The 24,614-nt window shown below is 36.6% G+C and carries 21 protein-coding genes and 1 tRNA gene; 12 read left to right on the top strand and 10 right to left on the bottom strand.

Translation table 11 applies throughout. The annotated features are described in order from the left end of the window. Window positions 1-69 precede the first annotated feature (69 nt). Both HEQ36_RS14950 and HEQ36_RS14945 read left to right on the top strand, forming a co-directional pair. Window positions 70-2,085 carry a protein kinase gene (locus HEQ36_RS14950; RefSeq protein ID WP_205748370.1) on the top strand — a complete coding sequence of 672 codons (2,016 nt, stop codon included), beginning with the start codon at window positions 70-72 and terminating at the stop codon, window positions 2,083-2,085. 1 nt (window position 2,086) lies between these two features. After that, complete coding sequence (locus tag HEQ36_RS14945) at window positions 2,087-2,710, top strand: hypothetical protein (RefSeq protein WP_168634724.1); 624 nt, start codon at window positions 2,087-2,089, stop codon at window positions 2,708-2,710. A 105-nt stretch (window positions 2,711-2,815) separates the two neighbouring features. On the opposite strand, the gene HEQ36_RS14940 is transcribed toward HEQ36_RS14945, so the two are convergent. From HEQ36_RS14940 to HEQ36_RS14930, 3 genes are read right to left on the bottom strand one after another with little or no spacing between them, the layout of a single operon-like run. After that, the gene (locus HEQ36_RS14940; RefSeq protein ID WP_168634723.1) at window positions 2,816-3,250 is read right to left on the bottom strand and encodes a type II toxin-antitoxin system VapC family toxin; all 435 of its coding nucleotides are present in this window, start codon (window positions 3,248-3,250) and stop codon (window positions 2,816-2,818) included. After that, entirely contained in the window at window positions 3,247-3,468 is a 222-nt protein-coding gene (locus tag HEQ36_RS14935; protein WP_168634722.1) for a hypothetical protein, read from the bottom strand. Before HEQ36_RS14935 ends, HEQ36_RS14940 begins: the two co-directional genes overlap by 4 nt. A 40-nt stretch (window positions 3,469-3,508) precedes the next feature. Then, complete coding sequence (locus HEQ36_RS14930; protein ID WP_168634721.1) at window positions 3,509-3,757, bottom strand: DUF5615 family PIN-like protein; 249 nt, start codon at window positions 3,755-3,757, stop codon at window positions 3,509-3,511. Between the two features lie 337 nt (window positions 3,758-4,094). Between HEQ36_RS14930 and HEQ36_RS14925 the strand changes: the two genes are divergently transcribed. The 5 genes from HEQ36_RS14925 to HEQ36_RS14905 all read left to right on the top strand — a co-directional run bounded on the left by HEQ36_RS14925 (window position 4,095) and on the right by HEQ36_RS14905 (window position 8,522). Next, window positions 4,095-4,517, top strand: a complete 423-nt coding sequence (locus HEQ36_RS14925) for a DUF29 family protein (protein ID WP_015080718.1) — start codon at window positions 4,095-4,097, stop codon at window positions 4,515-4,517. A gap of 81 nt (window positions 4,518-4,598) precedes the next feature. Further along, window positions 4,599-5,183, top strand: coding sequence for a Uma2 family endonuclease (locus tag HEQ36_RS14920; protein WP_168634720.1), 585 nt, complete (start codon window positions 4,599-4,601; stop codon window positions 5,181-5,183). A 294-nt stretch (window positions 5,184-5,477) separates the two neighbouring features. Continuing rightward, complete coding sequence (locus HEQ36_RS14915; RefSeq protein WP_168634719.1) at window positions 5,478-5,636, top strand: ATP-binding protein; 159 nt, start codon at window positions 5,478-5,480, stop codon at window positions 5,634-5,636. A gap of 922 nt (window positions 5,637-6,558) precedes the next feature. After that, window positions 6,559-7,941 carry a PP2C family protein-serine/threonine phosphatase gene (locus HEQ36_RS14910; protein WP_053540551.1) on the top strand — a complete coding sequence of 461 codons (1,383 nt, stop codon included), beginning with the start codon at window positions 6,559-6,561 and terminating at the stop codon, window positions 7,939-7,941. A 338-nt stretch (window positions 7,942-8,279) separates the two neighbouring features. Next, entirely contained in the window at window positions 8,280-8,522 is a 243-nt protein-coding gene (locus HEQ36_RS14905) for a YgiT-type zinc finger protein (protein ID WP_168634718.1), read from the top strand. Between the two features lie 94 nt (window positions 8,523-8,616). Here HEQ36_RS14905 and HEQ36_RS14900 read toward each other — a convergent pair. The 4 genes from HEQ36_RS14900 to HEQ36_RS14885 all read right to left on the bottom strand — a co-directional run bounded on the left by HEQ36_RS14900 (window position 8,617) and on the right by HEQ36_RS14885 (window position 12,918). Next, window positions 8,617-8,688 (bottom strand) — tRNA-Lys (locus HEQ36_RS14900). A gap of 62 nt (window positions 8,689-8,750) precedes the next feature. After that, entirely contained in the window at window positions 8,751-9,620 is an 870-nt protein-coding gene (locus HEQ36_RS14895; protein WP_168634717.1) for an aldose epimerase, read from the bottom strand. Window positions 9,621-9,845: 225 nt separating this feature from the next. After that, window positions 9,846-11,195: an ABC transporter substrate-binding protein gene (locus tag HEQ36_RS14890; protein WP_168634716.1), complete on the bottom strand. Its 1,350-nt coding sequence runs from the start codon at window positions 11,193-11,195 to the stop codon at window positions 9,846-9,848. 499 nt (window positions 11,196-11,694) lie between these two features. Beyond that, on the bottom strand, window positions 11,695-12,918 hold the full coding sequence (locus tag HEQ36_RS14885) for an RNA-guided endonuclease TnpB family protein (RefSeq protein WP_053540555.1): 1,224 nt from the start codon (window positions 12,916-12,918) through the stop codon (window positions 11,695-11,697). Window positions 12,919-12,981: 63 nt separating this feature from the next. Between HEQ36_RS14885 and HEQ36_RS14880 the strand changes: the two genes are divergently transcribed. Then, window positions 12,982-13,146, top strand: a complete 165-nt coding sequence (locus HEQ36_RS14880) for a hypothetical protein (RefSeq protein ID WP_168631761.1) — start codon at window positions 12,982-12,984, stop codon at window positions 13,144-13,146. Window positions 13,147-13,221: 75 nt separating this feature from the next. Here HEQ36_RS14880 and pdhA read toward each other — a convergent pair whose 3' ends face one another. From pdhA to HEQ36_RS14865, 3 genes are all read right to left on the bottom strand, one after another. Further along, the gene (gene pdhA, locus HEQ36_RS14875; RefSeq protein WP_096668532.1) at window positions 13,222-14,259 is read right to left on the bottom strand and encodes a pyruvate dehydrogenase (acetyl-transferring) E1 component subunit alpha; all 1,038 of its coding nucleotides are present in this window, start codon (window positions 14,257-14,259) and stop codon (window positions 13,222-13,224) included. 302 nt (window positions 14,260-14,561) lie between these two features. Next, the gene (gene tatC, locus HEQ36_RS14870) at window positions 14,562-15,344 is read right to left on the bottom strand and encodes a twin-arginine translocase subunit TatC (RefSeq protein ID WP_039199284.1); all 783 of its coding nucleotides are present in this window, start codon (window positions 15,342-15,344) and stop codon (window positions 14,562-14,564) included. Window positions 15,345-15,553: 209 nt separating this feature from the next. Continuing rightward, the gene (locus HEQ36_RS14865; protein ID WP_257720882.1) at window positions 15,554-15,685 is read right to left on the bottom strand and encodes a hypothetical protein; all 132 of its coding nucleotides are present in this window, start codon (window positions 15,683-15,685) and stop codon (window positions 15,554-15,556) included. Window positions 15,686-16,519: 834 nt separating this feature from the next. On the opposite strand from HEQ36_RS14865, the gene HEQ36_RS14860 reads away from it, so the two are divergent. From HEQ36_RS14860 to HEQ36_RS14845, 4 genes are all read left to right on the top strand, one after another. Next, window positions 16,520-16,723 (top strand): hypothetical protein, encoded by a 204-nt coding sequence (locus tag HEQ36_RS14860; RefSeq protein ID WP_053540557.1) that lies wholly within the window; start codon window positions 16,520-16,522, stop codon window positions 16,721-16,723. 517 nt (window positions 16,724-17,240) lie between these two features. Beyond that, window positions 17,241-18,578, top strand: a complete 1,338-nt coding sequence (locus HEQ36_RS14855) for a P-loop NTPase fold protein (protein WP_053540558.1) — start codon at window positions 17,241-17,243, stop codon at window positions 18,576-18,578. Beyond that, window positions 18,548-23,635, top strand: coding sequence for a WD40 repeat domain-containing protein (locus HEQ36_RS14850; protein WP_168634715.1), 5,088 nt, complete (start codon window positions 18,548-18,550; stop codon window positions 23,633-23,635). The genes HEQ36_RS14855 and HEQ36_RS14850 overlap by 31 nt, the downstream gene beginning before the upstream one ends. A gap of 55 nt (window positions 23,636-23,690) precedes the next feature. Beyond that, window positions 23,691-23,930 carry a 2Fe-2S iron-sulfur cluster binding domain-containing protein gene (locus HEQ36_RS14845; RefSeq protein WP_027404651.1) on the top strand — a complete coding sequence of 80 codons (240 nt, stop codon included), beginning with the start codon at window positions 23,691-23,693 and terminating at the stop codon, window positions 23,928-23,930. Window positions 23,931-24,614 lie beyond the last annotated feature (684 nt).

The raw sequence follows: 24,614 nt of genomic DNA, 5'->3' as shown, positions 1-24,614 counted from the left end.
TGTCAATTAAGTATATTTCGTGTATATTAGTAGATATTTAATCATAAACGTATCTACTACTACACAACCATGAATCAGATATGTTGTCTCAACCCGGAATGTAATAATCCCTCAGTTCCCGAACAAACTCCCTCAGTTCCCGAACAAACTCAATTATGTCCTAACTGCAACGTTTCTATAGTCACATTGAAAAACCGCTATCGTCCGATTAAATCATTAGGTGGTGGTGGATTTGCTAAAACCTATTTAGCAGAAGATGTTGACAAATTAAACGAAAAGTGTGTCATCAAACAATTTGCACCTCAAATCCAAGGAACAGCAGGACGAAAAAAAGCCACAGAATTATTTTTACAAGAAGCGCTACAATTACTAAAACTCGGCAAACATTCACAAATTCCCGCTCTGTTAGCTTATTTTGAAGAAAATAGCCGTCTGTATTTAGTACAAGAATTCATTGACGGTGAAAATTTATTAGAAGAATTAGAAAAACAGGGGATATTCTCAGAATCAAAAATCCGCGCTTTATTACAAGATTTATTACCCATCTTGAAAGTAGTTCACGAGTATGGTGTAATTCATCGAGATATTAAACCAGAAAATATTATGCGTCGTCGTAGTGATGGCAAATTAATATTAATTGATTTTGGGGCATCAAAACAACTCCAGGGAACAGTTATAACAGGAACATTAATTGGTACTTTTGGTTATGCACCTTTAGAACAAATGCGGGATGGGAAAGTATATCCAGCTAGTGATTTATATAGTTTGGGTGCGACTTGTTTTCATTTACTAACAGGAGTTCATCCTGGGGAACTTTACCAAGAATATGGCTATGAATGGGTGAAAACTTGGCGTGTTCACTTACAAAAACCTGTTAACCGAGACTTGGACACAGTTTTAGATAAATTATTACAAAAATATTATCAACAGCGTTATCAATCTGCTCAAGCAGTTTTACAAGATTTAAAAAATTCAAAATTAACAACTAAAACGACTTATCAAGCTTCACACAAATCTTCTCAAATACCATCTCAGCAACAAAAGTCACCGTTACAAACATCACCTATTCAAGTTAAATCAAAGCAAAATTCAATTATTCCAAAGCGGCGTATTTCTCAGCCAAATAACTCACTTGGGATAATCATGTGGAGTTCAATAGGAATTTTCGTGCTGGGAATAGTTTTTTTAGGAACTCAATCGGCTCACATTCCAACTATTTGTAAATCACTGGATAACTGTGCTATTGATGAGGAATTTAGTTCTAAATACAAACAAGCAAAAGATATAACTGTTACTGCTCAAAAGTTGTTTGAAAGTGCTAAGAATGTGGAAGATTTACAAGCATCTCAACAACAGTTACAAGATGCGATCGCTCAACTAAAAACTATACCAACATCTGCTAAGATATACAATACTGCCCAAAAGGAACTTTCAGATTATCAAAGTCAATTAACCAAGATACAACGTCGTTTAGATAAAGAAAATCAAGCGATTGACTCCATTAACCAAGCCAAACAACAAGCTCAAGATGCAGAAGAACAGATGAGAAAGGCTAATGAACCTGAAGACTATGAAGCGGTTAAGGAGAAATGGGATAAGGCACTGGCGATTTTAAATGATATCCCTTCTGATGTTTTTATTTCAGTTACTAATTTGAAAAACAGTTATGAGTCAAAAAAGGAAAAAGTAGTTGCGATAATTGAAGATTTGAACAAGCCAACACCATCACCTGAACCAACACCTACATCAACTCCTACACCTGGAGAAACTCAAAGTTCAATAAATTACCCCACATCAACTCCTACACTTAGAGAAACTAATAAATCTCGTCGCCAGTATGAATGCTCGGAAAATGGGGTTGAGCCTAGCATATCAGGTGCTATATATCAAGATGGGGATTGCTTTATCCCTGTATCAACGGGAAAATGTATCGCAATTCAAAATCACTACACTCGTATATATAGTCCACAGCAAGGAGGCTGGCAAAAGTGCGATGATAAAGATGTTGTAACAATTCCGACTACAGGGCAGAAGTATTATAGATTTAGTGGTGGTTCAGTTGAAACTATATTTGTACTTGATTGATATGAGTGAATCAAAAATCCCATGGCCAATTTGGGCTGCTGTTATGCTGGCTTGCGCGGTTATTGCTGCTTGGGCTTCTCGTCCCCAAACCGACGATCAAAGAGTTGAATATCTGCAAAGAAAAATTAGCAGTCTAGAAGCACAATTAAATCGTCAGCAACCGACTTATTCTCCAAGTGTTTCTGAACCATCGCCATCACCTAAAGCAATACCTGCACCAACTCCTACTATTACTACTGAACCAACTCCAAGTTTATCAGATCCAAAATGGGACTATAGTGTTTTTAATTCTAGTTCTGTAGGAGATTATGCAGTATTTTCGTATAAAATGATTGAAGAACCTGCATTTAATCAACAGAATCAACAAGTAGAGTGGATTATTGAATTTTCAATTCCTCCAGAAGCAGAACGAAGCCCAGCAGCGAGAGAAGCTTACTTAAGACTTGAATTATTGCAGCATGGCTTTAGGGCTAAATTTATAGATAGTTCTGGTGTGTTTTTAGGAGCGAAAAACCTTGATAAAGAAGGTCAAGGAGGCTACAGAAGACGATATACTTTGAGAGTTCCCAATAGTATTTGGGAAAAATGGTCAAAAGTTAGTCAAGTTATTATTGAAAAACAGTGAGTTAGTAGGGTGTGTCAGTAAATGTAAAAACAGTCTCATGTCTCTTGATATAAGTAAATATTTCCATCCTCAAGGAATTGCAGAACTTTGTGCGATCGCTCATACTTAAATCCAATCTTTGATCAGTTGAATATTTTGTATTTTTGGATAAATAGCATTGTACAATTTTGCATCAGCAGTGATAAATTTACAGTTTTCTCTAATGCTTAAAGCTAGGTAAAGGCTATCGTAGACAGTTCTTTGATAATTCACTGCAAACTGATAGGCATCTTTTAATAATTCATCGGCAGGGAATATTTTTAATTGTATTTGTTGAAATAAATCAATTATCATCTCAGCGTCCTGATTTGTTAAACCTTGAAATCGCTGTATTTTCCAAACAATATTACCAATTTCTGCATAAATCAAGTCTGGTGCAATCAAGGTAATTTGTTGTGATTGATAAGCATCAAGGATTTTATTTGCTTCTAATGAATAATCTTGAGCAATAAACCATTTAATGGCTACACTACTATCAATGACAACTTTATCTGTGATCATCTGTCTCTATCTTGTCGTAATAATTCTGTCAAATCAGAAAATTCACCATATTTTTGCTTTAAGCTTTCTTGAAAAATATGTATGTTTTTAACAAGTTCAGACTGTTCTATTTTGTTATGTTTAGCGAAATTTATTTGATTAATTTTTTCATCAACAATTCTATTAATTAAGGATTCTAAATCCTGTAAAGTCATTTCGGGAATAGACTGGTTTAGCATATTTGATCTACCTCCAGTAGTAATATCAATTTTTTTTAAGCTAGAATTGAACTAAACTGAGCTTTATTGTAGCATACATTCGTATTAGGAAAAATTCATAAAACGTTTGGTATGTTACCAATAACCGTTGAAATACTTCCAGATAACGCAGGAGTTCTGGATCTAGTGTTCCTAGAAGGGGAGCATCTGGATCACGCACACGAACTATATCTATTGCTGGGTTAAGACGCAAAACAGCAAACTTTAGCTTTGGTGACAAATTTTCATCGAGCAAGAAACGGATTTTCATACAAGATTTAACCGCTCCTGTTCTCGTTGCGCTTTGATTGCTCTCAAACGCTGTATCATTGGAGAGGGATTAGCAGCAGCCTCTTGAAGTCCTTTGATTTTATCTTACTTGACAAAGGCTTCTTCGTGGGAGCTTAATTTCTGAATTTTATGTGTTGTGATTGTGCTTGCTGCGGATACGGAAGCGAACTGATAAGTCAGAGCTTGCGATATCACTCATACTCTAGCAGAAATTGGTAAAATTTGGACAACAACCGTTATCCTTAGTGGTGTATCTGTCGTTGATAGCGTTATCAGCGCTATGCTAGAAATAGCAAACTTCAAGGAGAGAGCAAATCATGGAAGAATTACTAGAACTCAGAGAATTAGTGGTTTCTGGCAACCTAGAAGCGGCTCTATCTTTAATTGATGAATTAGAAGAAATGAGTAAAGAAGATAAAATCAATAAAATTTATAGTTATTGTGTAGTGCTTTTAGTCCATTTAATTAAACAACAGGCAGAAAAAAGGACAACTCATGCTTGGGATGTTTCCATTCGGAATGCTATTGATGCAATTGAGCGGATCAACAAACGCAGAAAGTCTGGAGGATATTACATGGAAAAAAAAGAAATAGAAGAAATTTTACCAGAAGCTTATAATAGAGCTTTAGATAATGCTTCTTTAGAAGCTTTTGGCGGAATTTATGATGAATTAACCTTAAAAAATATGGTAGATCAAGAATTAATTATTAAACAGGCATTAAATTTTATTTTTAATTAAATAAAGCGCGAAGTTGATTAATGAAAAAATTCTTTTCCTATTAACTATCTACAATTAATAAACCAAATTAAGGAAAACAATATGCAAGTACAAACTCGCAAACATATTTACACCCCTGAAGAATATTTAGAATTAGAAGAAAAAGCACTTTATAAAAGCGAATATCGCAATGGAGAAATTATACCTATGACTGGTGGCACGACAAATCATAATCAAATCGCGCTTAATTTTGCATCATCTTTATTATATGTTATTAGAGGAAAAAAATATCGTGTTTTTATTGGAGATGTGCGTTTATGGATTCCTGAATATAGAGAATATACTTATCCTGATGTGATTGTAACTGATGGAAAACCTATTTATGCAGGTAAAAATAATACTACTGTGACTAATCCTTTGTTAATTGTTGAGGTTTTATCCAAGTCTACAAAAAATTATGATCAAGGGGATAAATTTACTTTTTATCGTTCTATTCCCCAATTTAAAGAATATGTTTTAGTAGAACAAAATCAATATCAAGTGATGCACTATAGCAAAACTAATGAGGGAGAATGGATTTTTAGAGAATATAAATGTGAAAATGATATTGTTAAATTGCAATATCTTGATTTTGAAATTAGTTTAGTAGACATTTATCAAGATGTTAATTTTGAGGATAGGGAATAAATAATGCTATCTATTCAAAAAATCGTTTAATAGACATCTCCAAAAAAGATTGTAGAGACGTTCCATGGAACGTCTCTACAGGGTTTTCAGGTCAAGTATCTTTAATTTTTGGAGATATCTAATGGTGAGTCATGAAAATCGAAAGTAACTGTTCACACTCCCCCCCTATCTTTAAGGAGAGATCAAGGGTTTCGATAATTTTAGAGGGGGGGAGTGAATAACTACAATCGAAAGTATCTATCTAAAAAACTTTCCAGCTTTCAAAAATGTGGAAATTAAAAAAATTCCTAAAATGTGCGAACAAAGATTATAGATGAACAATGGATACAAATTGCGATCGCTGATAATGGCGACGGAATACCAGCAAATGTGAAAAATCGCATTTTTAATCCATTTTTTACCACTAAAGAAATAAGTAAAGATACGGAAATTGGTATTGTTCCCTTGTTATAACGACAATTTCTAGTGTCCACCTACTTAGCTATCGAATTATCACAGAAAAACATCATGGTAGATGAGAATATTTCTCTGATATTGGCAAAAGAACTGAATTTATTATCCAAGTTCCCATCAAACAAGCAGCTAGGAAAATCACTTACTCAAATTAATACTTCTCAATCAGCTAAACCGCTGACAATATTAATATCTAACGTATTTATCATTATATATAATTATTTAGTATCGCTAATACAAACAATATAAGCTACTAACCAAGGCTTTATTAAGTTTAGCTGAAGCATGGAAAATAAGACTTAATTTCCTGCCACCTTCTCCGTCAAAACACTAATATAAAATTATACATTTTGAAATATTGACCAAAAATAGGCAAAATCTTTCCCGAAAAGAAATCTATCTAAGGAAACATTTCGATAATTTATGGTATATAGGTTAAATGTTTGTAGTCCATAGTCAAAGAAGTTTTCATTAAAAGCATGATTACTTCAACGTTTTGACTAAAATTCTCACAACGCAAAAGCCATGAATTAATGCACCAAAAATCCATCTGGTTATTGGTTGGATGATTCTTAATATCTACTCTCTCAGGAATAGAGATAATTTTGCTAGTGACAAATTTTTATTTCCCAAGATATATGAAGCACCGATTCAGTTATGAAAAAATTAGAGGCTGCTAATTAATCATAAAAATCACTGATTCTCCCAGACTCATTTTTGACAAATTAGAAAATTTATAATTATGGAAAATTAACCCTCAGCAATGTCCTCAGCATTAACCAAGACTTAAAAAATTACTTTCAACATTTCTTCTACTCTTGCTAAAATCACAAATCTCGTTCCATGATGATTTCACAATTTATCAAAAAAGAGTATTTATAAAGAATCACAAATTTGCTATTCTTAACTGCAATATTAACCTGTGTCACAATTCCCCCCCCATTCTACTGATAGCAATAGCAGCACCACCGATGTCACTCCTGTAGTGGCACTCAAGGAACTTGTGTCCAGGCTGCATCGAGAACAAAATAAAATTCAAGACTTACTGAGTTCTTTAGGATTTGCCCTCAGAAGCTTTAATAATTTAAATCAGTTTTTGGAACTGATTCCCCTCATGGCTACCAGAGTCACAGATGCAGAAGGTAGCGCACTTTTTCTTTATAAACCCAATGGACAAATTAGATTAGAACAACTACATTGGCAGGATACTCAGCAAAGAAAAATTATTAGAAAAGCCCTAGAAACTGCTAGTAGTCAAATTACTCTTTTATCTAACTCAGGTCCTGCTGCTATTTCCACAGGAATTCTAGATGACCAAATGCACGCTGTTTTAGGTCCAGATGTGCAAATCTTTGGCACAGCTATTTTAGTCAAGCATACAGAAAGAGGTTGGCTGTACGTTTTGAGTCGAGATCCTGAATATAGTTGGACAGAAACCAGACAAAAATTAGTGCGGTTAGTAGCAGACCAGACAGCAGTGGCAATTGACAATGATGAACTGTCTGTAGAATTAAGAAAAAAAGAACGTTTAGACCAAGAGTTAGAAATTGGTGCAGAAATTCAACGCCGACTTTTACCGCGTCAATGTCCCAATATTCCTGGGTTATCAATAGCCGCCCGTTGTAAACCGGCTAATCAAGTTGGTGGTGATTACTATGATTTTATTCCCACTAATCAAAACCAGTTAAAATCTAAACCACAAGCATCTCCAGAAAATGCTAGTTGGGGTTTGGTCATTGGGGATGTCATGGGTAAAGGTGTTCCCGCGGGTTTAATTATGACGATGTTGCGGGGAATGTTGCGGGGTGAAGTATTACATGGTAATTCCCCAGCCGGGATTTTACAAAATTTGAATCGGGTAATGTATGCGGATTTGGAAAATTCTCACCGCTTTGTCACCATGTTTTATTCCGAATATGACCCACAAACGCGGATTTTATCTTATAGTAATGCTGCCCATAATCCCCCCTTGTGGTGGCACGCAGCTACAAAAACTGTGAGTCAATTGGATACATTGGGGATGTTAATTGGTTTAGATGCCAATAGTGAATATGAAAATGCACAAGCACAGTTAGAAGTTGGAGATACAGTAATTTATTATACTGATGGTTTGACGGATGCAGCTGCGGCTGGAGGCGATCGCTTTGATGAAGATAATTTTGTTACATCCTTCAGAACAGCCTGTAAGTATTGCAACAGTCCCCAGGAAATTGTCGAATATCTCTTTGACCAAGTTGAACAATTCATTGGTTCTGATAAACGAAATACCGATGATATGACATTAGTTGTTATGCAAATTGTCTGATAGATTAGCGCCAAATTTTGAGAATATTAATGTATTTGTAGTATTTGTATAAAAATTATTCAATTTATTAATCTGCGCCAACTTTCATATAAACATAAAAAAGCAGAAATCAGAGAAATACATTTAATAAAATATTTCCTGCTGTCATATATAACAAAATTATCCAAAAATACCCAATAATACCCCCTGTATTCCCGATTTAATTAATCGAGAAAACATTAGCCATCAACCGATTCACAAAATTTGAGGCTATGATCAGAATAGAAGCATTAGAATTTTAGTCGCTGTTGATTATTCCCAGCCTCAACACTGGATTAATTGACACATCACGAGGTCTTATGAAAACTCAAAAATGTCCCACTTGTCAAGGTGAATTAGAAACTAAGCAAATTGAAAAAATGCTAAAAGGAGGCAATAACACCGCCGTTATCCATGTAGAAGCAGAAGTTTGTTCAAAATGTGGAGAAAAGCTCTATAAACCAGACGTTGTTAATCAATTTACTCAAATTCGTGCCAAACTCAGAAACCAAGAAACCAAAGATTTTCAAGTTATTGGTCAATCTTTCCGCGTTTCTGTTTAATTGATTAAGTAAAGAAAGCTGAAGAATTTTATTCTAAGTTGGATAATTTTACATCTTGTAATTGACAGAGGCAATTATACTTAAGTCTTAAAAATGGGTGGCCCGGGATTCGAACCCGGAACAAATCGGTTAAAAGCCGAGTACTCTACCGTTGAGTTAGCCACCCTTTTGCTGTTTTTCCAACTTTATCAATATACCATCAACAGCTATGGTTTTGTCAAGGGGTTTCTAGAAAAAATTTGCCGTTAACCGAAAAGAAGCAGTACAACTAGCTCCAGGCGCTAACATAGTCAGGTTTTCACCAGTGTTGAAAGCATTGCGGGTGGCACTCCAAGGCTCTAGACAGTAGAAATCTTTGCCCTTGACAGTCCAAAACACTAGCCAGGTAGTGAAATCATCGTAATCTAGGGTTAGCTTCAACCTGCGGCTATTATCTGTGACTGTGGCTGATTTACTGGTGAGTCCCCCAAAAGCAAAATCAATTTCATCTTGGTTAAAGTCAAATTTGCCGTTAAAGGCGTGGAATTCCTTAGTTTTGTTATCTTGATATTCTCCAGAAGGAAGTTCCACTTCTAGCTGATTTTTATCCCCACAGAGAAAATAAGGGTGGAAACCAGCGGAAAATGGCATGGGTGTAGATGACAGATTTTTATATTCCTGACGCACTACTAGGGTATTACCTTGGAGTTCGTAGGTAAAAGCCAATTGAAAATCAAAAGGATAAACTGCCTTTGTTTCCTCGTTGCTGCTGAGAACTACAGTGAGACTAGCCTTACCTTCAGTATTTTGCGCTGTTGCTGTCCAAGGCAATTCCCGCGCAAAGCCATGTTGTTTAATGGTATACTCTTTTCCATCAACGCTGTAAGTATTATCAGGTAAATTACCGCAAAGAGGAAACAAAATGGGATTACCACCTCTAACGCTCAAATCAGGATTGGTAAAGCGTTCAGCGTCTAGGTAAAATATTTCTTGACCTTGCACCAGCCAACGAGTGATGATACCGCCTCTTTCTGGGACAACTTCTATTTGTGTACCAGCGGTTTTATCAGACAGGATGTAGGTTTTGTATTGTTGTTCTTGAATGTCAATGGTAAACATAATAGCCAGTAGCTTGGTGTGGTAATTTGTGCTTATGTCCAGGCAAGAGGAAACAGGCAATACATATTGCGATTTTCCTACCTTTCTCCCCAATTGTAGGTTGTCGTGCCAACAAATTCCACCATGATCATTTGATCTCAAACCTTCAAAAAATTTCAACTCAAATCCTTACCATACCTAGTTTACAGTCTTTGACTGTTCATAGCAGCATTGTCACATTTCTACCTATTGTGGATTAATTGGTACAAAATCATACTTGGCTTTAGTGGATCTTACTTGCACCAATATGGGATGACTAGAGCGATCTCCAGTAGGTAAGAATTTCACCACCTCTCCTGCTCCCATTGTTGAAAAGTCGGGATTGCGGAGTGTTGCTTGTAGTTCGCTCCGTGTGCGGGCTTTTTCTAATCCCTGAATAATTGCCCGAGTCGCATCGTAAGCAGTCGCCGTCCGCCAGTTAACTTGACCACCCCAAAGCCTGGTTGCTTGTTGCGTAAAAACACTAGCCTTTTGCATTTGAGGATGCCAGACAACAGGCATTGTTAACCCATTAACATCACTTCTACCTGATTGCAATGTTTGTATCGTATACATACTGGGACTACTGAAAAGTGCTAGTCGGCTTTTATTACTGCGAGCAATGTCAATTGACTTTTGCAATTGATCGATGTGAGGAGTAAGTAAAATAGCATCGGCTCCACTGCTAATAGCTTGAGAAATAGAAGTAGATGGATTGAAACTATCTGATGCCATATCGCAGTTAATGTTAATTAACTGACCACCATCTGCAATTAGGGATGCGGTGAATTCGTCTCTAAATGTAATATTATCAGGAGCTTGAGAATTATAGCAAGTCGCTACACTAGGTTTTTTTGCTACCTTGAGGACATATGTTGCTAATGGTTCCGCCAAGAACCGAGTGCTAGGAAGCGCACGAAAAATATAGCTGCCAAAACCTACTAGTTCTTTTGCAGAACTGGTTGGAGTAATCATCACTAGTTGTCCAGACTGATAGATGGGAGCGGCTGCCAGTGATGCTTCGCTGGCATTATGTCCCACGACTGCCAGCACTTGAGGATCTGCTATTAAAGCTTTCGCTACTTGCTTGGCAATGTCTCGATTGTTTTCGTCGTTGATAATTTCAACCTGTAAGCCCTTACCATTGATACCTCCAGATCGATTAATTTCATCTTGTGCCTGAGCCACACCCCGGAGTAGTTCTCGAGCAACGTTGAGATTACTCCCAATAGGGACACTAACAGCAATTTTAGGAGCATTATCGCCGATAGAACGAGCATTATTTAGATAAATTAAGGTTTCTGGGTCATTCTGTTGCTGAATTAAGGCTGCTTGGAATTTAGCGATCGCCGTGCGGTAGTCCTGATTCGCAAACGCGCTAATACCTGCTTTTTTCTCAGGAGTGGCACCATCAAGAATTAGCAGCTTTTCACCCCAACTCATCCGTTCTTGGATCGAAAGATGATATGCAACTAATTTTGACATACCCAAAAGCAAAGCGATGCCTAGCACAATAAACACGATTGGTGGCAGACCCTGTTTAGTTTTTAATCTCATTTTTCCTCTACTGTCTAAGCGATTTAGTGGTTGGGTACTATGTTAATTCTGTGTATTTTGTAGGCAGGGATTGTCTAAAAAATTATTAGTTTTGTCCCATTTTACACCAAAAGCATCTGTTTTAGGCACTTTTTTATAAAAATATGCGACACATTTTGTATATTAAGTCTTATGGGATAAGGGATTCAGAATTAACACACTAGGCTCTGCCTGATATAATTGTATCCTATACAACTATAACCCTTAATAAATTTGATGAGTATAAGCTTTATTACATCTAACTTGCATATTTTTGAATTGGGAAAAAAGCATAGCGTTGGCGATCGCTATATTGAAGCATAAAAATCAAAAATTATATCGCTCAAGCTCCTTGTCTCTGCGCCTCTGCGCCTCTGCGTGAGCAAAAATCATCCCTTCAATCACCAACGCTATCTATTTTTGATATTCCCTGATTACCGCTCATAGAAATCTGGACAAAGCTACCTAAGGATAGACAATACTAGACAACTACGTTTGCAATCTTAGACCAAAGACCTAAGACTACAGGGATAAACGGCAATCCCTCTATCCCATTCATAAAGTTTGGGATTACTTTTCTAGCTATATTCATGCTTCCATTGGTATCAGCATTGATTATTTTACCACTGGAAGTTTTATATAAACCTCTTTTAATCCGTTTACCGCTAAAAGTAGGTTTACTATCTGATTTATCCTGGTAAACAGGCAGATTATCACCATCTAAAGCACTAGCAATGGATGTGTAACTTTCTTCAGTAATTACAACTTCGATACCTGCTAACTTAGCCTTGTAAGACAACAAACTGATTAATTTAGCATGAGGGATTTTGGTAAATTGCTGGTTGTTCTTTTTCCCAATATTAATGTCTTGCTTCCATCCTAAATTATTGCCAATGATTAATTGACTAATATCATTTAACTGACACCAATCAATTACTCTGCGGGAAACAGTATGGAGATAATTATCAACCCGTCTGTCACGCTTACTATTTAATTCTTTAACTTGTCTCCAGGCTTCTACTGATTGCGCTTTAGCTACTCTTTTATTGAAGAATTGGTTAATACTTTTCAATGGTCTACCATTAATCAATAACGGTTTAATACCGGAATGATTGGAAGTTATAGCCATCAAATTATTTAGACCAAGGTCTATACCAGCACTGTATTTACCCGTTGATTTAACAGGCTCATCTACTGTGTAAACTACTTCAATAACATAATAGTTTAGCTTAGGTACAATCCTTACTTGATCTACATTACCAGCAATAGTAGGTATTTGGATATTAGACTGAGATAGTCTCACAATACCTTTAGTTAACGCTGGTTTTGATATTGCATCTATTGGATAGATTACAATATTTCTACCACGCTCTTTATGCTTATACCTGGGCATTTTCGGTTGGCCAAGATATTTACCCTGATGTTTTGCCCAATCCTTTAATGCGGCTAACCAACCTTTCCAAGCTTCTGAAACTCTCCGGACTATTTGTTTACTAACCTTAGTTGGAAGATATCGGTAAGCTTCTATATTCTTGGTTTGATGGTAAATATCAATTGAGTTGTAATACGTATTAGTTTCAAAGAAGTATTGACGTTGAATATAAGTAGCAGCATTGTAAAGATGCTTAGATTGCAAAGCCAAATAATCACATTCTTTCCAAAATTTATGCTGTTTACTGATTACGTGTTTTTCTACTAATTGCATTTGACTCGACCTTTCAAATGTTGTTATACTCGTATTATATATGAGTTATTTAAAAATAACAACATGGCTAGAAAAAAAATTTACGCAGAAGAAAAAAGACGATTCACAATGACTTTGACTCAAACAGCTATTCAATGGCTTGAGCAAAAACAAATAGATATAAAAGCATCAAGCATCAGTGATGTCATAGAACGTATGGCAAGAGAAAACCTACCCAAAAAAGAGTAGGAAAGGGTAGGTTTGCCCAGAATTTAGCTGACAGTTTGACACCCATTACCTATCACCCATTACCCATGACCCAAATTAAACGTCTTCGGCAAAAATGAAGCGATATAACTCGCTAGGATCTGGTTCAGGGCTAGTTTCCGCAAATCTAACTGCTTCGTCTATCACAGCCTGAATTTTCTTTTCCACATCCTTCAATTCTGCTTCTGTGGCGAGATTTTGTTCCACCAAATAAGCAGCTAACTTCTTAATGGGGTCACGCGCAAACCAAAATTCTTTTTCTTCCTTGCTGCGAAGTTCGTCTGGGTCAGCGAGAGAGTGACCCCGGAAGCGATAGGTCATGGCTTCGATTAAGGTTGGACCTTCACCAGCACGGGCGCGGGCTACGGCTTCTTGTGCTACCTGACGGACAGCTAAAACATCCATTCCGTCAACTTCCACACCCACCATGTTAAACACACTGGCTTTTTTATAAATTTCTGGTTGGGAAGTGGCGCGTTCGTGAGCCATACCAATTGCCCACTTATTATTTTCTACCACAAAAAGAATCGGCAATTTCCATAAAGCTGCCATATTCAATGTTTCAAAAAATTGACCGTTGTTAGCAGCGCCGTCACCAAAGAAGCAAGCGGTTACTTGGTCGGCGGTTTTGTCTCCCAGAACTTCCCGACGGTATTTAGATTGGAAAGCTGCACCAGCAGCCACAGGAATACCTTCGGCTACGAAAGCATAACCACCTAATAGGCGATGTTCAGCAGAAAACATATGCATTGAACCACCGCGCCCTTTACTGCAACCTGTGGCTTTACCAAATAATTCTGCCATGACTTCGCGGGCGGGGACTCCGGCGCTTAAAGCATGAACGTGGTCACGGTAGGTACTGGAAACGAAGTCTTCACCGGGACGCATTGCACCTTTAATAATGCCGCTACAAACTGCTTCTTGTCCGTTGTACAGGTGGACAAATCCAAACATTTTTCCTCTATAATACATTTCGGCGCATTTATCTTCAAATAAACGCCCTAATGTCATGTCTTCATATAAGCCTAGTCCTTCTTCTTTGGTGATTTGGACTGTGGCAGTATTAAATGTGGGTAATGTGCGCTCTTGAGCCATGCTGGTGAAGTATTCCTATTGTAAAAGTTAAAGTTAAGTTTGTCTTTGTTTACGTTAGCTATAAATTAGCCGGCGTTGACAAAATTAATTTATCAAAACCTATTTTATATGGTAACAATCAGGATAACTGGCTTTCTGCATAGCGATTAACAATTAATGTAATTTCATCAAGTAAATGAAGCCGCATGAAATAAGATTTTAAGAATAATTAAACGCAGATAAACGCAGATAAACGCAGACATGATAATTCTGTGCAGTAACTGACCACTGACCACTAACCACTGACAACTGACAACTGACAACTACTTACCTGTGAGTTTCACTAGTCCAATCCCACCAAAGTATAGTCCTAAGACTGCTCCTGCTAAAAGACTTTGAGTGAGAGGGTCGGTGGAAGGTGTGAGTATTGCTCCTAAAACTACTGCTGCCATGATGACATAACGCCAGCCTTTTAACATAATTTTTGAGGAGACAATTCCCAAGGTAGCCAGCAAGATTTGAATGACGGGAACTTGAAATGCTAGTCCTGTGGTAAATAACAATAACAGCACAAAGTCAAAATATTTGTCAATTGACCACAGTTGCTCTACAACATCAGCACCATAGTTAATGAAGAATTGCAATGCGGCTGGGATGAGTGCAATGTAGGCGAAGATTAAGCCGCATACAAATAATATGCTTGAACCTAGCACTACGGGAATGACTAACCGCCGTTCGCGCACGGTGAGACCAGGAAGTACAAATTGAATGATTTGATAAAGAATGAAGGGTGTGGTCAGGATTAAACCACCATAGGCGGCAACTTTCATGGAGACAAAGAAAAATTCTCCGGGGGCTAATTGCAGAAATTTTACGCCGTGAGCGGGGATTTCTAGTAGCTGGACTAGGGGTTTAACTACGATAAAACAACCGATAATACCCACTGCCACTACTATGAGGGAATAGAAAATTCTTTGTCGCAACTCTTCCAGATGGTCGAAAATGGACATTTCCACTTCACCTGGTAATTCATCTAGGGGGCTGATAGATGGTTCTGGGTCTGAGTTAGGGGATTTGATTGTATCTACGTCTTGTGAAGAGGTCATGAGTAAGAGGAGTGGGAATCGGTTGTTAGGCAATCTTTGTTAACTATTCTATAAGGAATAGGTCTGAAAACTCTTGAAGTTGTCAATAGACATCTCCAAAAAAGATGGTAGAGACGTTACATGGAACGTCTCTACAAGGGTTTCAGGTCACGCATATTTAATTTCTGGAGATATCTAATGAGTCAGGAAAATTAACTTTAAGCAAAAGCTCAATTTATTCCCTTGCGGAGTATAACTTCTTCTAAATCCTCCTGATAGCGCAGCGTGGCGTTAGCCATACTCCTGAATGGGCGCAGTCCCTGCGCCCCTACCTCCTGATAGCGCAGCGTGGCGTTAGCCATACTCCTAGTAGTTCGTCAAATTTATTTTGACGGGTAATGATCGGAAAAAACTTCTGTTCTTCCCTCCTCTGCTCCTGCTGATTGCCTTCACCCGTCATTTTCGGGTTGACAGACAACTTATTCAGCAAACCTATTTATTTTTGGTAATATTTATATCTTTGATTTTATTTTTATATTTGTAATTATTTTTTGCTTAAAAGTATTAATTAGTACAATAATTTTTCTGGCACTATTAATTCATTAATACTTAATAAATAAGTATTAATTTAGAACTCAGTATGAGTTGGTGAATATTAATTAGCTATATCCCCTGTGATGAGTCATTTTTTCATGATTACGAAAAAATAATCTCTGGTGGTGATTAGATATAACTGTGTTTTAGATTACGTCGTTTATTTAATGACGCATAATATCTATTTTTGTTTCTGGTCAAAAAAAGATTTTTTTCTCCGGGTTTTTCTCAGAGAATTTGTACAGATAGAAAGAACGTTATCTTGTGGTTAAATTAACTCTGCCAGGGGGGTAAGAGTTAATTTAGCAGTCATAAATCTAACTTTGGATTTATGAATCAATGAAAACAATAACTTGTTTGTTCATTCTGAGATAAATCAAGGATGTAGTTGGGTAATATCCAATACTAGTCTAGATTAGTCTTTGCAATGAATAGACAAGATAAACTAATGTGCTTTAAGTTTGCATTGTTTGTGGTGTCTTGTTTGATGCTATGGGCAGATTTTTTATGGCAATTTTGAGAACCATTAGCTGATTCACAAGTTTTCATTGACCAGGATGATGTTGTTGATTACGCAATAGCATTCTGAGTTGAGTTTTGATATGAAAAAAACAATTGGTTTAGGACTAATGGTGTTGTCTGTCTATCTGTACAATTCCAGTGCTTGTTTTGCAGGGAATAAGCTGTCCATTGACAATGCAGGGGTAAGAATCGGAAATTATTCTCAATCACAGTTAGTGGTGGGTATGTCTGCTAGAGATGAACAATCAGGTGATTGTATTCGTAAGGGTAAATGCAAGGATTAATATGCTTCGATGACAAAGTAATAATTGCAGTTGAAGCTACGTAATTAGTGTTTGACTAGATTTGTCAGAACATCAAGTTTTTTATCAACTTTCAATATTTTGCCTATTTTGGGTTGCTTCTGTAGAGGGAGTGATTCAATTGTTGTGGCGGTTATCAGTTGGATGCAATACAATTTAGTCATTCAGGGCGGGGTTTCCCTACCCTACAGTTTTTTGCTTATGTCCTTTACAGCACTTTCTTCTCTTATGAGGTAGACATAGCGGGCATCTTGCCCGCACCAAAAGAGTTTCATCATTAATATCTGTACCTAATAACATCGGGAACTGCTGTATGTCATCAGTGTAAATTTTAATGTAAGTAAATTGCTTTGGTGACTGGGTGGGGTGAGGCTGTGAAGAAAAAGATAAAATTAGTTATATTTACATACCAAGTTGTTGCGGATATGTCTAGTTTTCCGTTGTAAAAAAGATTGTGACAGATGATGTTGTGACAATTACAGCGTGAATTGGATTTTTTATGCTTTTTAATGTAGAAAGATTTTATCAGGCTTGTAATCCTTCTCGTCCTTTGATGATTGAGAATGTAGACGACCGGATGTATTATATTGATTTTACTTCAGTCCGGGGTGGGAAGATCATTGAAGCTCTGCTGCGGACTATTACTAAGATATCTCCAAATACGCCAACCTGTCAGTTATTTACAGGACATTTGGGCTGTGGAAAATCTACGGAATTATTAAAACTCAAGGCTGAGTTGGAAGCGCAGGATTTTCATGTTGTCTATTTTGAGTCTACTCATGTTCTAGAAATGGTAGATATAGATATTACAGATATTCTGTTAGCGATCGCTGGTTTGGTGAGTAAAAACTTGGAAGCGATGAAACTGCGTGTCCAGCCTAGTTACTTTACTAAGTTGTTTGGGGAGTTGGTAGATTTTCTGCAAACTCCTTTAGACTTGGGAGTAGAAGCCGAGTTATCTGTGGGAATTGCTAAAATTACGGCAAAAACCAAAGAAAGCCCTCAGTTACGCAGACGGTTAAGAGACTATCTAGAACCACGCACAGAAAATATCTTACAATCAATTAATAAAGAACTGTTAGACCGGGCTAATTTGGAGCTAAAAGCCAGAGGGAAGAAGGGATTGGTGGTGATTGTGGATAACTTGGATAGGGTGGCGGTTCGTCCTTTACCTTCTGGGCGATCGCTTCCCGAATACTTATTCATTGATCGAGGAGAACAATTAAGAAAATTACATTGTCATGTGGTTTATACAATTCCCTTAGCCCTGACATTTTCCAATGAAAGCGCCCAATTACAACACCGTTTAGGAGGTGGAGTCGCACCGAAAGTATTACCGATGATTCCCGTGCGTCAACGTTGTGGAGAAATTCATACCGAAGGACTGGGATTGATGCGCCAAATGGTCTTAGCCAGAGCCTTTCCTGATATGTTACCAGGCGATCGCTTAAATTTAGTTACTCAATTATTTGATAACTTAGAAACTCTGGATCGTTTATGTCTGATTAGTGGTGGTCATGTCCGCGACTTATTAGGATTACTATTTGATTGTTTGCGAGAACAAGATCCACCTTTTGATCGCCAATGTGTAGAATTAGTAATTCAAAGACAACGAGATTACCGGGCTAATGCCATTGATATGGAAGAAAGTGAATTAATCTTGCAGGTACTTCAAGATCAACGAGTTAGAGGCAATGTAGAGTACGATATTTTATTACGCAGTTTATTCATATTTGAATATCGTGATCACCAAGGAGTGTGGTTTGCAGTTAACCCAGTTTTAGCAGAAATGGAAAAATTTAAATTATGCTTAAAAGACAGCAAGCAGAGAATATAATCGCTGCTAACCAACAGTCTTTACGTAGTTTAGAAAGAGCAATTACCTTTTCTAAAAATCAGTTTTCAGTTATTTTACTGTGCTGTAACTACGAATTCCTGCGAGATATTATCCAGCAGCAACTAGCAATTAATGGTTGGGGAAATGAGCGCATTCAAAGTATTACTTTAGATAAAAAAACTACAAGTTTATATACAACAATTCAATCACAACTTACCATTGATCAACCTGCTGGATTAATGATTATGGGGTTTGAATCAATCTATGAAATAGATGATCTCTTGCGTTCCATTAATCAAGTCCGAGACGAATTTCGTAAACGTTATCAAACCCCAATAATTTTTTGGGTAAATGATCAAGTTTTACAAAAAATCATGCGGTTAGCTCCCGATTTTGCGAGTTGGGCAGCTACACCAATTAGATTTGAAATGACTTCTATTGGATTACTAGAATTTCTCCACCAAGAAACTGACGATTTATTTACAAGAGTCTTACAAAGTAATTATGCTCAAGTTCATACTGTCACCTTAGAACAAGTATGGATTAGTAGCGACCAACTCCATTATGCAATTAGAGAATTGTATGATAGGGGGATTGGAATCGAAGCAGAATTAAATGCTAAGTTAGAATTTATTTTTGGCATAGATGATTATGTCAATAATCGGATTGATTCTGCCTTAAATAACTTTCAGAAAAGTTTGCCTTTTTGGCATCATCAAGAAGATTTAGAACTGACAGAATATGCAACTGATATAACAGCAGGATTATCTAATTCATCTTGTGCTGATTTTTTAAAACAGTCAATTTTATTATTTTATATTGGATTATGTTACTGTCGTCTTGCCGAACAAAACCCCAAATCAAGAGAAACATATTGGCAATCAGCCAAAACATATTTTCAGCAATGTTTACAAACATTTGAAATTGCTGGACGGATAGATTTAGTTTCAGAATTTATTGACCAATTATTAGAAGTCTTATATAGCTTAAAATCATGGAAAGAATTACAAGTTGTCGCTAAAAAATCCCTAGAATTACATAAAATATATGGTAGAAGAATTCAATTAGCTTGTGATTATGGTTTTTTAGCACAGGTAGCCGTACATAATTCAAACTGGATACAAGCTAGTATTTTAGGGCATATATCACTACTACAATTAGAAACAGCAAAAAATCACCCAGAATCAAATAATTATTTATTTCCTCTGATATTAGAACAAATTTATTTATTAACTTTAGCCAAAGCCCTCAATCATCTAAAACAAATAACGGTAGCAGAAGAATATATAAATACAGCATCTCAACAACTATCATCAGCCTTAGAGAACAGTGAACATCAATATGATCCCCATCGTTACATTCGCTTATTACATAATTTAAGATTATTATACTTTCAAATAGGACACTATCTTCAAGCCTATATTATTAAACAAAAGCTCCATTCTGTAGAACAACAATATGGTTTTGTCTCCTTTATTGGGGCTGGGCGGTTACAACCTCAAAGACAAGTCACCAACCCCACTTTAATATCTACATTTGGTAGTAATAGTATAGCCTTAGAAATTGCCGCTTCTGGTAGAGAATCTGATGTTAATCGCTTAATTGGTAGAATTAGTCGTGCAGACCAAAAATTAATAGTTATTCATGGACAGTCAGGTGTTGGTAAAAGTTCTACTGTCACTGCTGGCTTAGTTCCCGCACTACAAAACCGCGCTATTGGTGATCAAATTGCTGTACCAGTTGTCCTCCAAGTTTATACAGATTGGTTAGGAGAATTAGGAAAATCTTTTACCAAAGCTATGTTAGAAATGGGGAAACTATCAGCCATTGAAACAGAATCTCGATCTAAGTTTTGTCCTCTGATAACTGCTAATGACATTTTACAACAATTACGAGAAAATGCAGATAATCATTTAATTACAGTTTTAATTTTTGACCAATTTGAAGAATTTTTCTTTGGTTATACAGATTTTCACGAAAAACAAGCATTTGATCAATTTATTAGTAATTGTTTAAGTATATCTTTTGTGAAAGTTATTTTAACTTTGCGCGAAGATTATTTACATCGCCTTCTAGATTTTAGATATCTCTCATCAATTGAGGCAATTAATAATAATATTCTTGATAAAAATATTCGTTATCAACTGAATAACTTTTCTCCTGAAAATGCCAGAAAAATCATTCAAAAATTAACTGAACGTTCACATTATTACTCCCAAGTCAAATTAGAACCAGATTTAATTGATGCTTTAGTTGCGGATTTGTCTTCAGAACTGGGTGAAGTTCGTCCGATAGAATTGCAATTGGTAGGCGCACAATTACAAGATAAATATATTACTACTCTTGCACAGTATGAACCCTATCGTCCCAATAAGTTAATTCAAACATATATTCAAGAATTAATTAAAGAATGTGGGAGAGAAAACGAACGGGCTGCTCTCTTAGTTTTATACTTATTAACAGACAATAATAACAAAAGACCTTTTAAAACCCGTGCAGAATTAACATTAGAACTCTCAGAGTTAGAAGATTCTAGTAAATTAGAGTTAATTTTAGATATTTTAATTCGCTCTGGGTTAGTTGTGATATTTCCCAATGTTCCTGAACGCTATCAATTAATTCATGATTATTTAGTCAGCTTAATTCGTCATTTACAACGACAAGAATCTGGATTACAGGTACAAATTAATACATTACGGGATAAAGTTAGAAATAGTTATCAAGAAATTGAACGTCTTAAAAGTGAATTAAGAAAAAATCAAAACGGTTTTAATTTAGAACATATCCACAATCCCCAAGGAGATAATTTACTGTCAGAATTACGAGAATTACGCAAGCGAGAAGAAGAAAGTCAAGCAGAAATCCAACATTTGCGAACAGAATTAAAAGAAAAAGAGTTGATTGCAAAATTAGCCGATAGCCAGGAAAAACAACGTTTAACTGCAATTAGATTAAATATTGCTCTAAAAATAGCCTTAACAGCTTCTATTATTGCTATCTTTGGCTTAACTACTTCTGTGATTACGTCTACAGATAGTGAAATGAAAACTCTAAGTGCGTCCAGTGAGGCTTTATTTGCTTCTCAAAAAGGTATTGATGCCCTTAAAGAAAGTTTAAAAGCAGGGAGAAAATTAAAAAAAACTCTATGGAGAAATACTTTTACTCAAGAAAGGGTATTAACTGCACTATATCAAGCGGTTTACGGAGTCAAAGAACGTAACCGCCTAGAAGGTCATTTATCGGGGGTGAGAATGGTGACATTTAGTGCTGATAAATCTTTAATAGCTTCAGCTAGTGCAGATACAACAATTAATCTTTGGAGTCCTAATGGAATTTTAGTGAGGACTTTATCAGGACATGATGATGTGATAAATAGTCTATCTTGGTCCCCTGATAGTCAAATGTTAGCTTCTGCTAGTCAAGACAAAACAATTAAACTGTGGAATCGAAAAGGTAAACTCGTAAAAACCTTACTCGGTCATACATCTGTAGTAAATAGTGTGAGTTTTCATCCTCATGAAAAAATTATCGCATCTGCTAGTACAGATCAGACTATCAAACTTTGGAGTCAAGAAGGTAAGCTACTAAAAACTTTAGTAGGTCATAAAGATGCTGTTTTAGCTGTAGCTTGGTCACATGATGGTAAAATCCTTGCTTCTAGTAGTGCTGACAAAACAATAAAATTGTGGAGTCGAGAAGGTCAGTTACTCAAAACTTTGTCGGAGTATAAAGATGCTGTTGTCGCTATAGATTGGTCTCCTAATAGTGAAATTCTTGCTTCTGCTAGTATGGATAAAAAAATCAGATTATGGAGTCGAAAAGGTCAATTACTCAAAACTCTTTCTGGACACAGCAGCGGTGTTATTAGTGTTGATTTTAGTAATGATGGACATACTCTGGCATCTGCGAGTATGGATGAAACAATTAAAATTTGGAGTCTTGATGGTAATTTAGTAGAAACTCTGAGAGGACATAATAGTTGGGTGAATAGTGTCAGTTTTAGCCCTGATGGACTAACTCTAGCATCTGCTGGTAGGGATAAAAATATTATTTTATGGCGTTGGGATAGTCTGACTTTGCATCATCCCCAAACTAATGATGATTGGGTGACAAGTATTAGTTTTAGTCCTGATAGTAATGCTATTGTTGGTGGTTGTCTGGATAAAACAATAAAAATCTGGAATCGAGATGGTAAATTACTAAAAATATTCACGGGTCACAATGATCAAGTTTGGGGTGTAGCGTGGTCGCCTGATGGTAAAATTATCGCCTCTGCTAGTAAGGATAAAACAATTAAATTATGGAGTCGAGATGGGACTTTACTCAAAACTTTAAATGGTCATACTGATATAGTTTTAGCTGTGGCGTGGTCGCCTGATGGTAAAATTATCGCCTCTGCTAGTAAGGATAAAACAATTCAATTATGGAGGCGAGATGGGACTTTACTCAAAACTTTAAATGGCCATACTGATGCTGTTAATTGGGTGAGTTTTAGTCCTAATGGTAAATTTTTAGCCTCTGCTAGTGATGATAAATCAGTAAAAATATGGACAAGGAATGGGGAAGTTATCAAAAATTTAACTGGTCATACTCGCAGGGTAAATGGTGTAGCATGGTCGCCTGATGGTAAATTATTAGCTTCAGTTAGCCTTGATAGTACGGTGAAAATTTGGGGTGAGAACGGTATTTTACAAAAAACTCTGATGGGGTATGGTGATGCTTTTATTGGTGTTAAGTTTAGTCCAGATGGTCAAACTCTAGCAGTAAGCAGTGATAATAAACTCAGGTTGTGGAATCGAGAAGGTGTTTTATTGATAATGTTAAAAGGTGATTCTGAAGAGTTGAGTAGTGTTAGTTTTAGTCCAGATGGTCAAATATTGGCTGCTGGTAGTGATAAAGATAATGTAATTTTACGCAAGTTGTCAGATATTACATTAGAAAGTTTATTGAAAAGTAATTGCCATATTTTAAAAGATTATTTACTGTATAATCCAAATATGACTAGGAAAGATGGCGATAGAGAGCAAAGTTACCGCACTTTGTGTCAAGATGATTAGGGGCATAATTCGTAATTACTCTTTTTAACTATTTTTTAAGCAATAAAAACCTGTTATAACTATGCAAATTAATTTTTTACCAGATGATATTACTGTCAATGCTGAAGTAGGAGAACCGTTGTTAGATGTGGCGGAACGGGCTGGGGTATCAATTCCTACGGGTTGTCTGATGGGGACTTGTCACGCTTGTACTGTAGAGTTAGATGATGGGGAAGTTATTCGGGCTTGTATTACCGCAGTTCCACCGGGAAAAGAGAAGTTGACGGTGCATCTTTTTAGTGATCCAACTTGGTAATTATGTTTTGTTTCGCGCAAAGATGCTAAGAAGCAAAGGCGCAAGGAAGAAACAAGCCTGTATATAAGCAGAATAGGTATATAGTATGTCTAGCAATGGTTTCTTGTCAAGGATTATGCTATTTATACTAAACACGGGTGAGATTTAAACTTTTGCCAAATGACAAAGAACCCAGATGTGTAGGGGTAAAGCAAGAGCTTCATTGGTGTCAACTTAGGCTACAGATGGCTTATTTGTTGGCTTCCACACCCACCCAGAAATGAATTTCCGGGCTAATAGCGAAAGTAAACTAAAGTTTACTCAAAAATTTCTGGGTTATTTAGTCATCAAAAGACAACTTCTGCTATTAAGTAGGTGAACACAATAAAACCAAACTGTGTAAAGAAATGTAAAATCGCCCAAACCCTCTTCACTCTTGCCTCTTGCCTCTTGCCTTTTGCCTTGCCATAACGACAATTTTCAACGCTCACCTACTTAGACTGGGAATTCATTCCCAGGCGGGCTATGGGTTTTACGTTAATGCTATTAGGGACTTCCAAGAAATAAATTATCCTGATTAACGAACCACAGAGGCGCAGAGGACACAGAGGAATAAGGGTTTGAGAGATTTTTGCGTTAGGTGGTTGAGTATTTTTTTATTTGGAAGTCCCTTAGACTGGGAATTCATTCCCAGGCGGGCTATGG

It is taken from the genome of Anabaena sp. 54 (assembly GCF_017355725.1).
Classification (GTDB): domain Bacteria; phylum Cyanobacteriota; class Cyanobacteriia; order Cyanobacteriales; family Nostocaceae; genus Dolichospermum; species Dolichospermum heterosporum.
The sequence above is the reverse complement of the archived record's forward strand: the minus strand, read 5'-3'. Positions and strand labels throughout refer to the sequence as shown.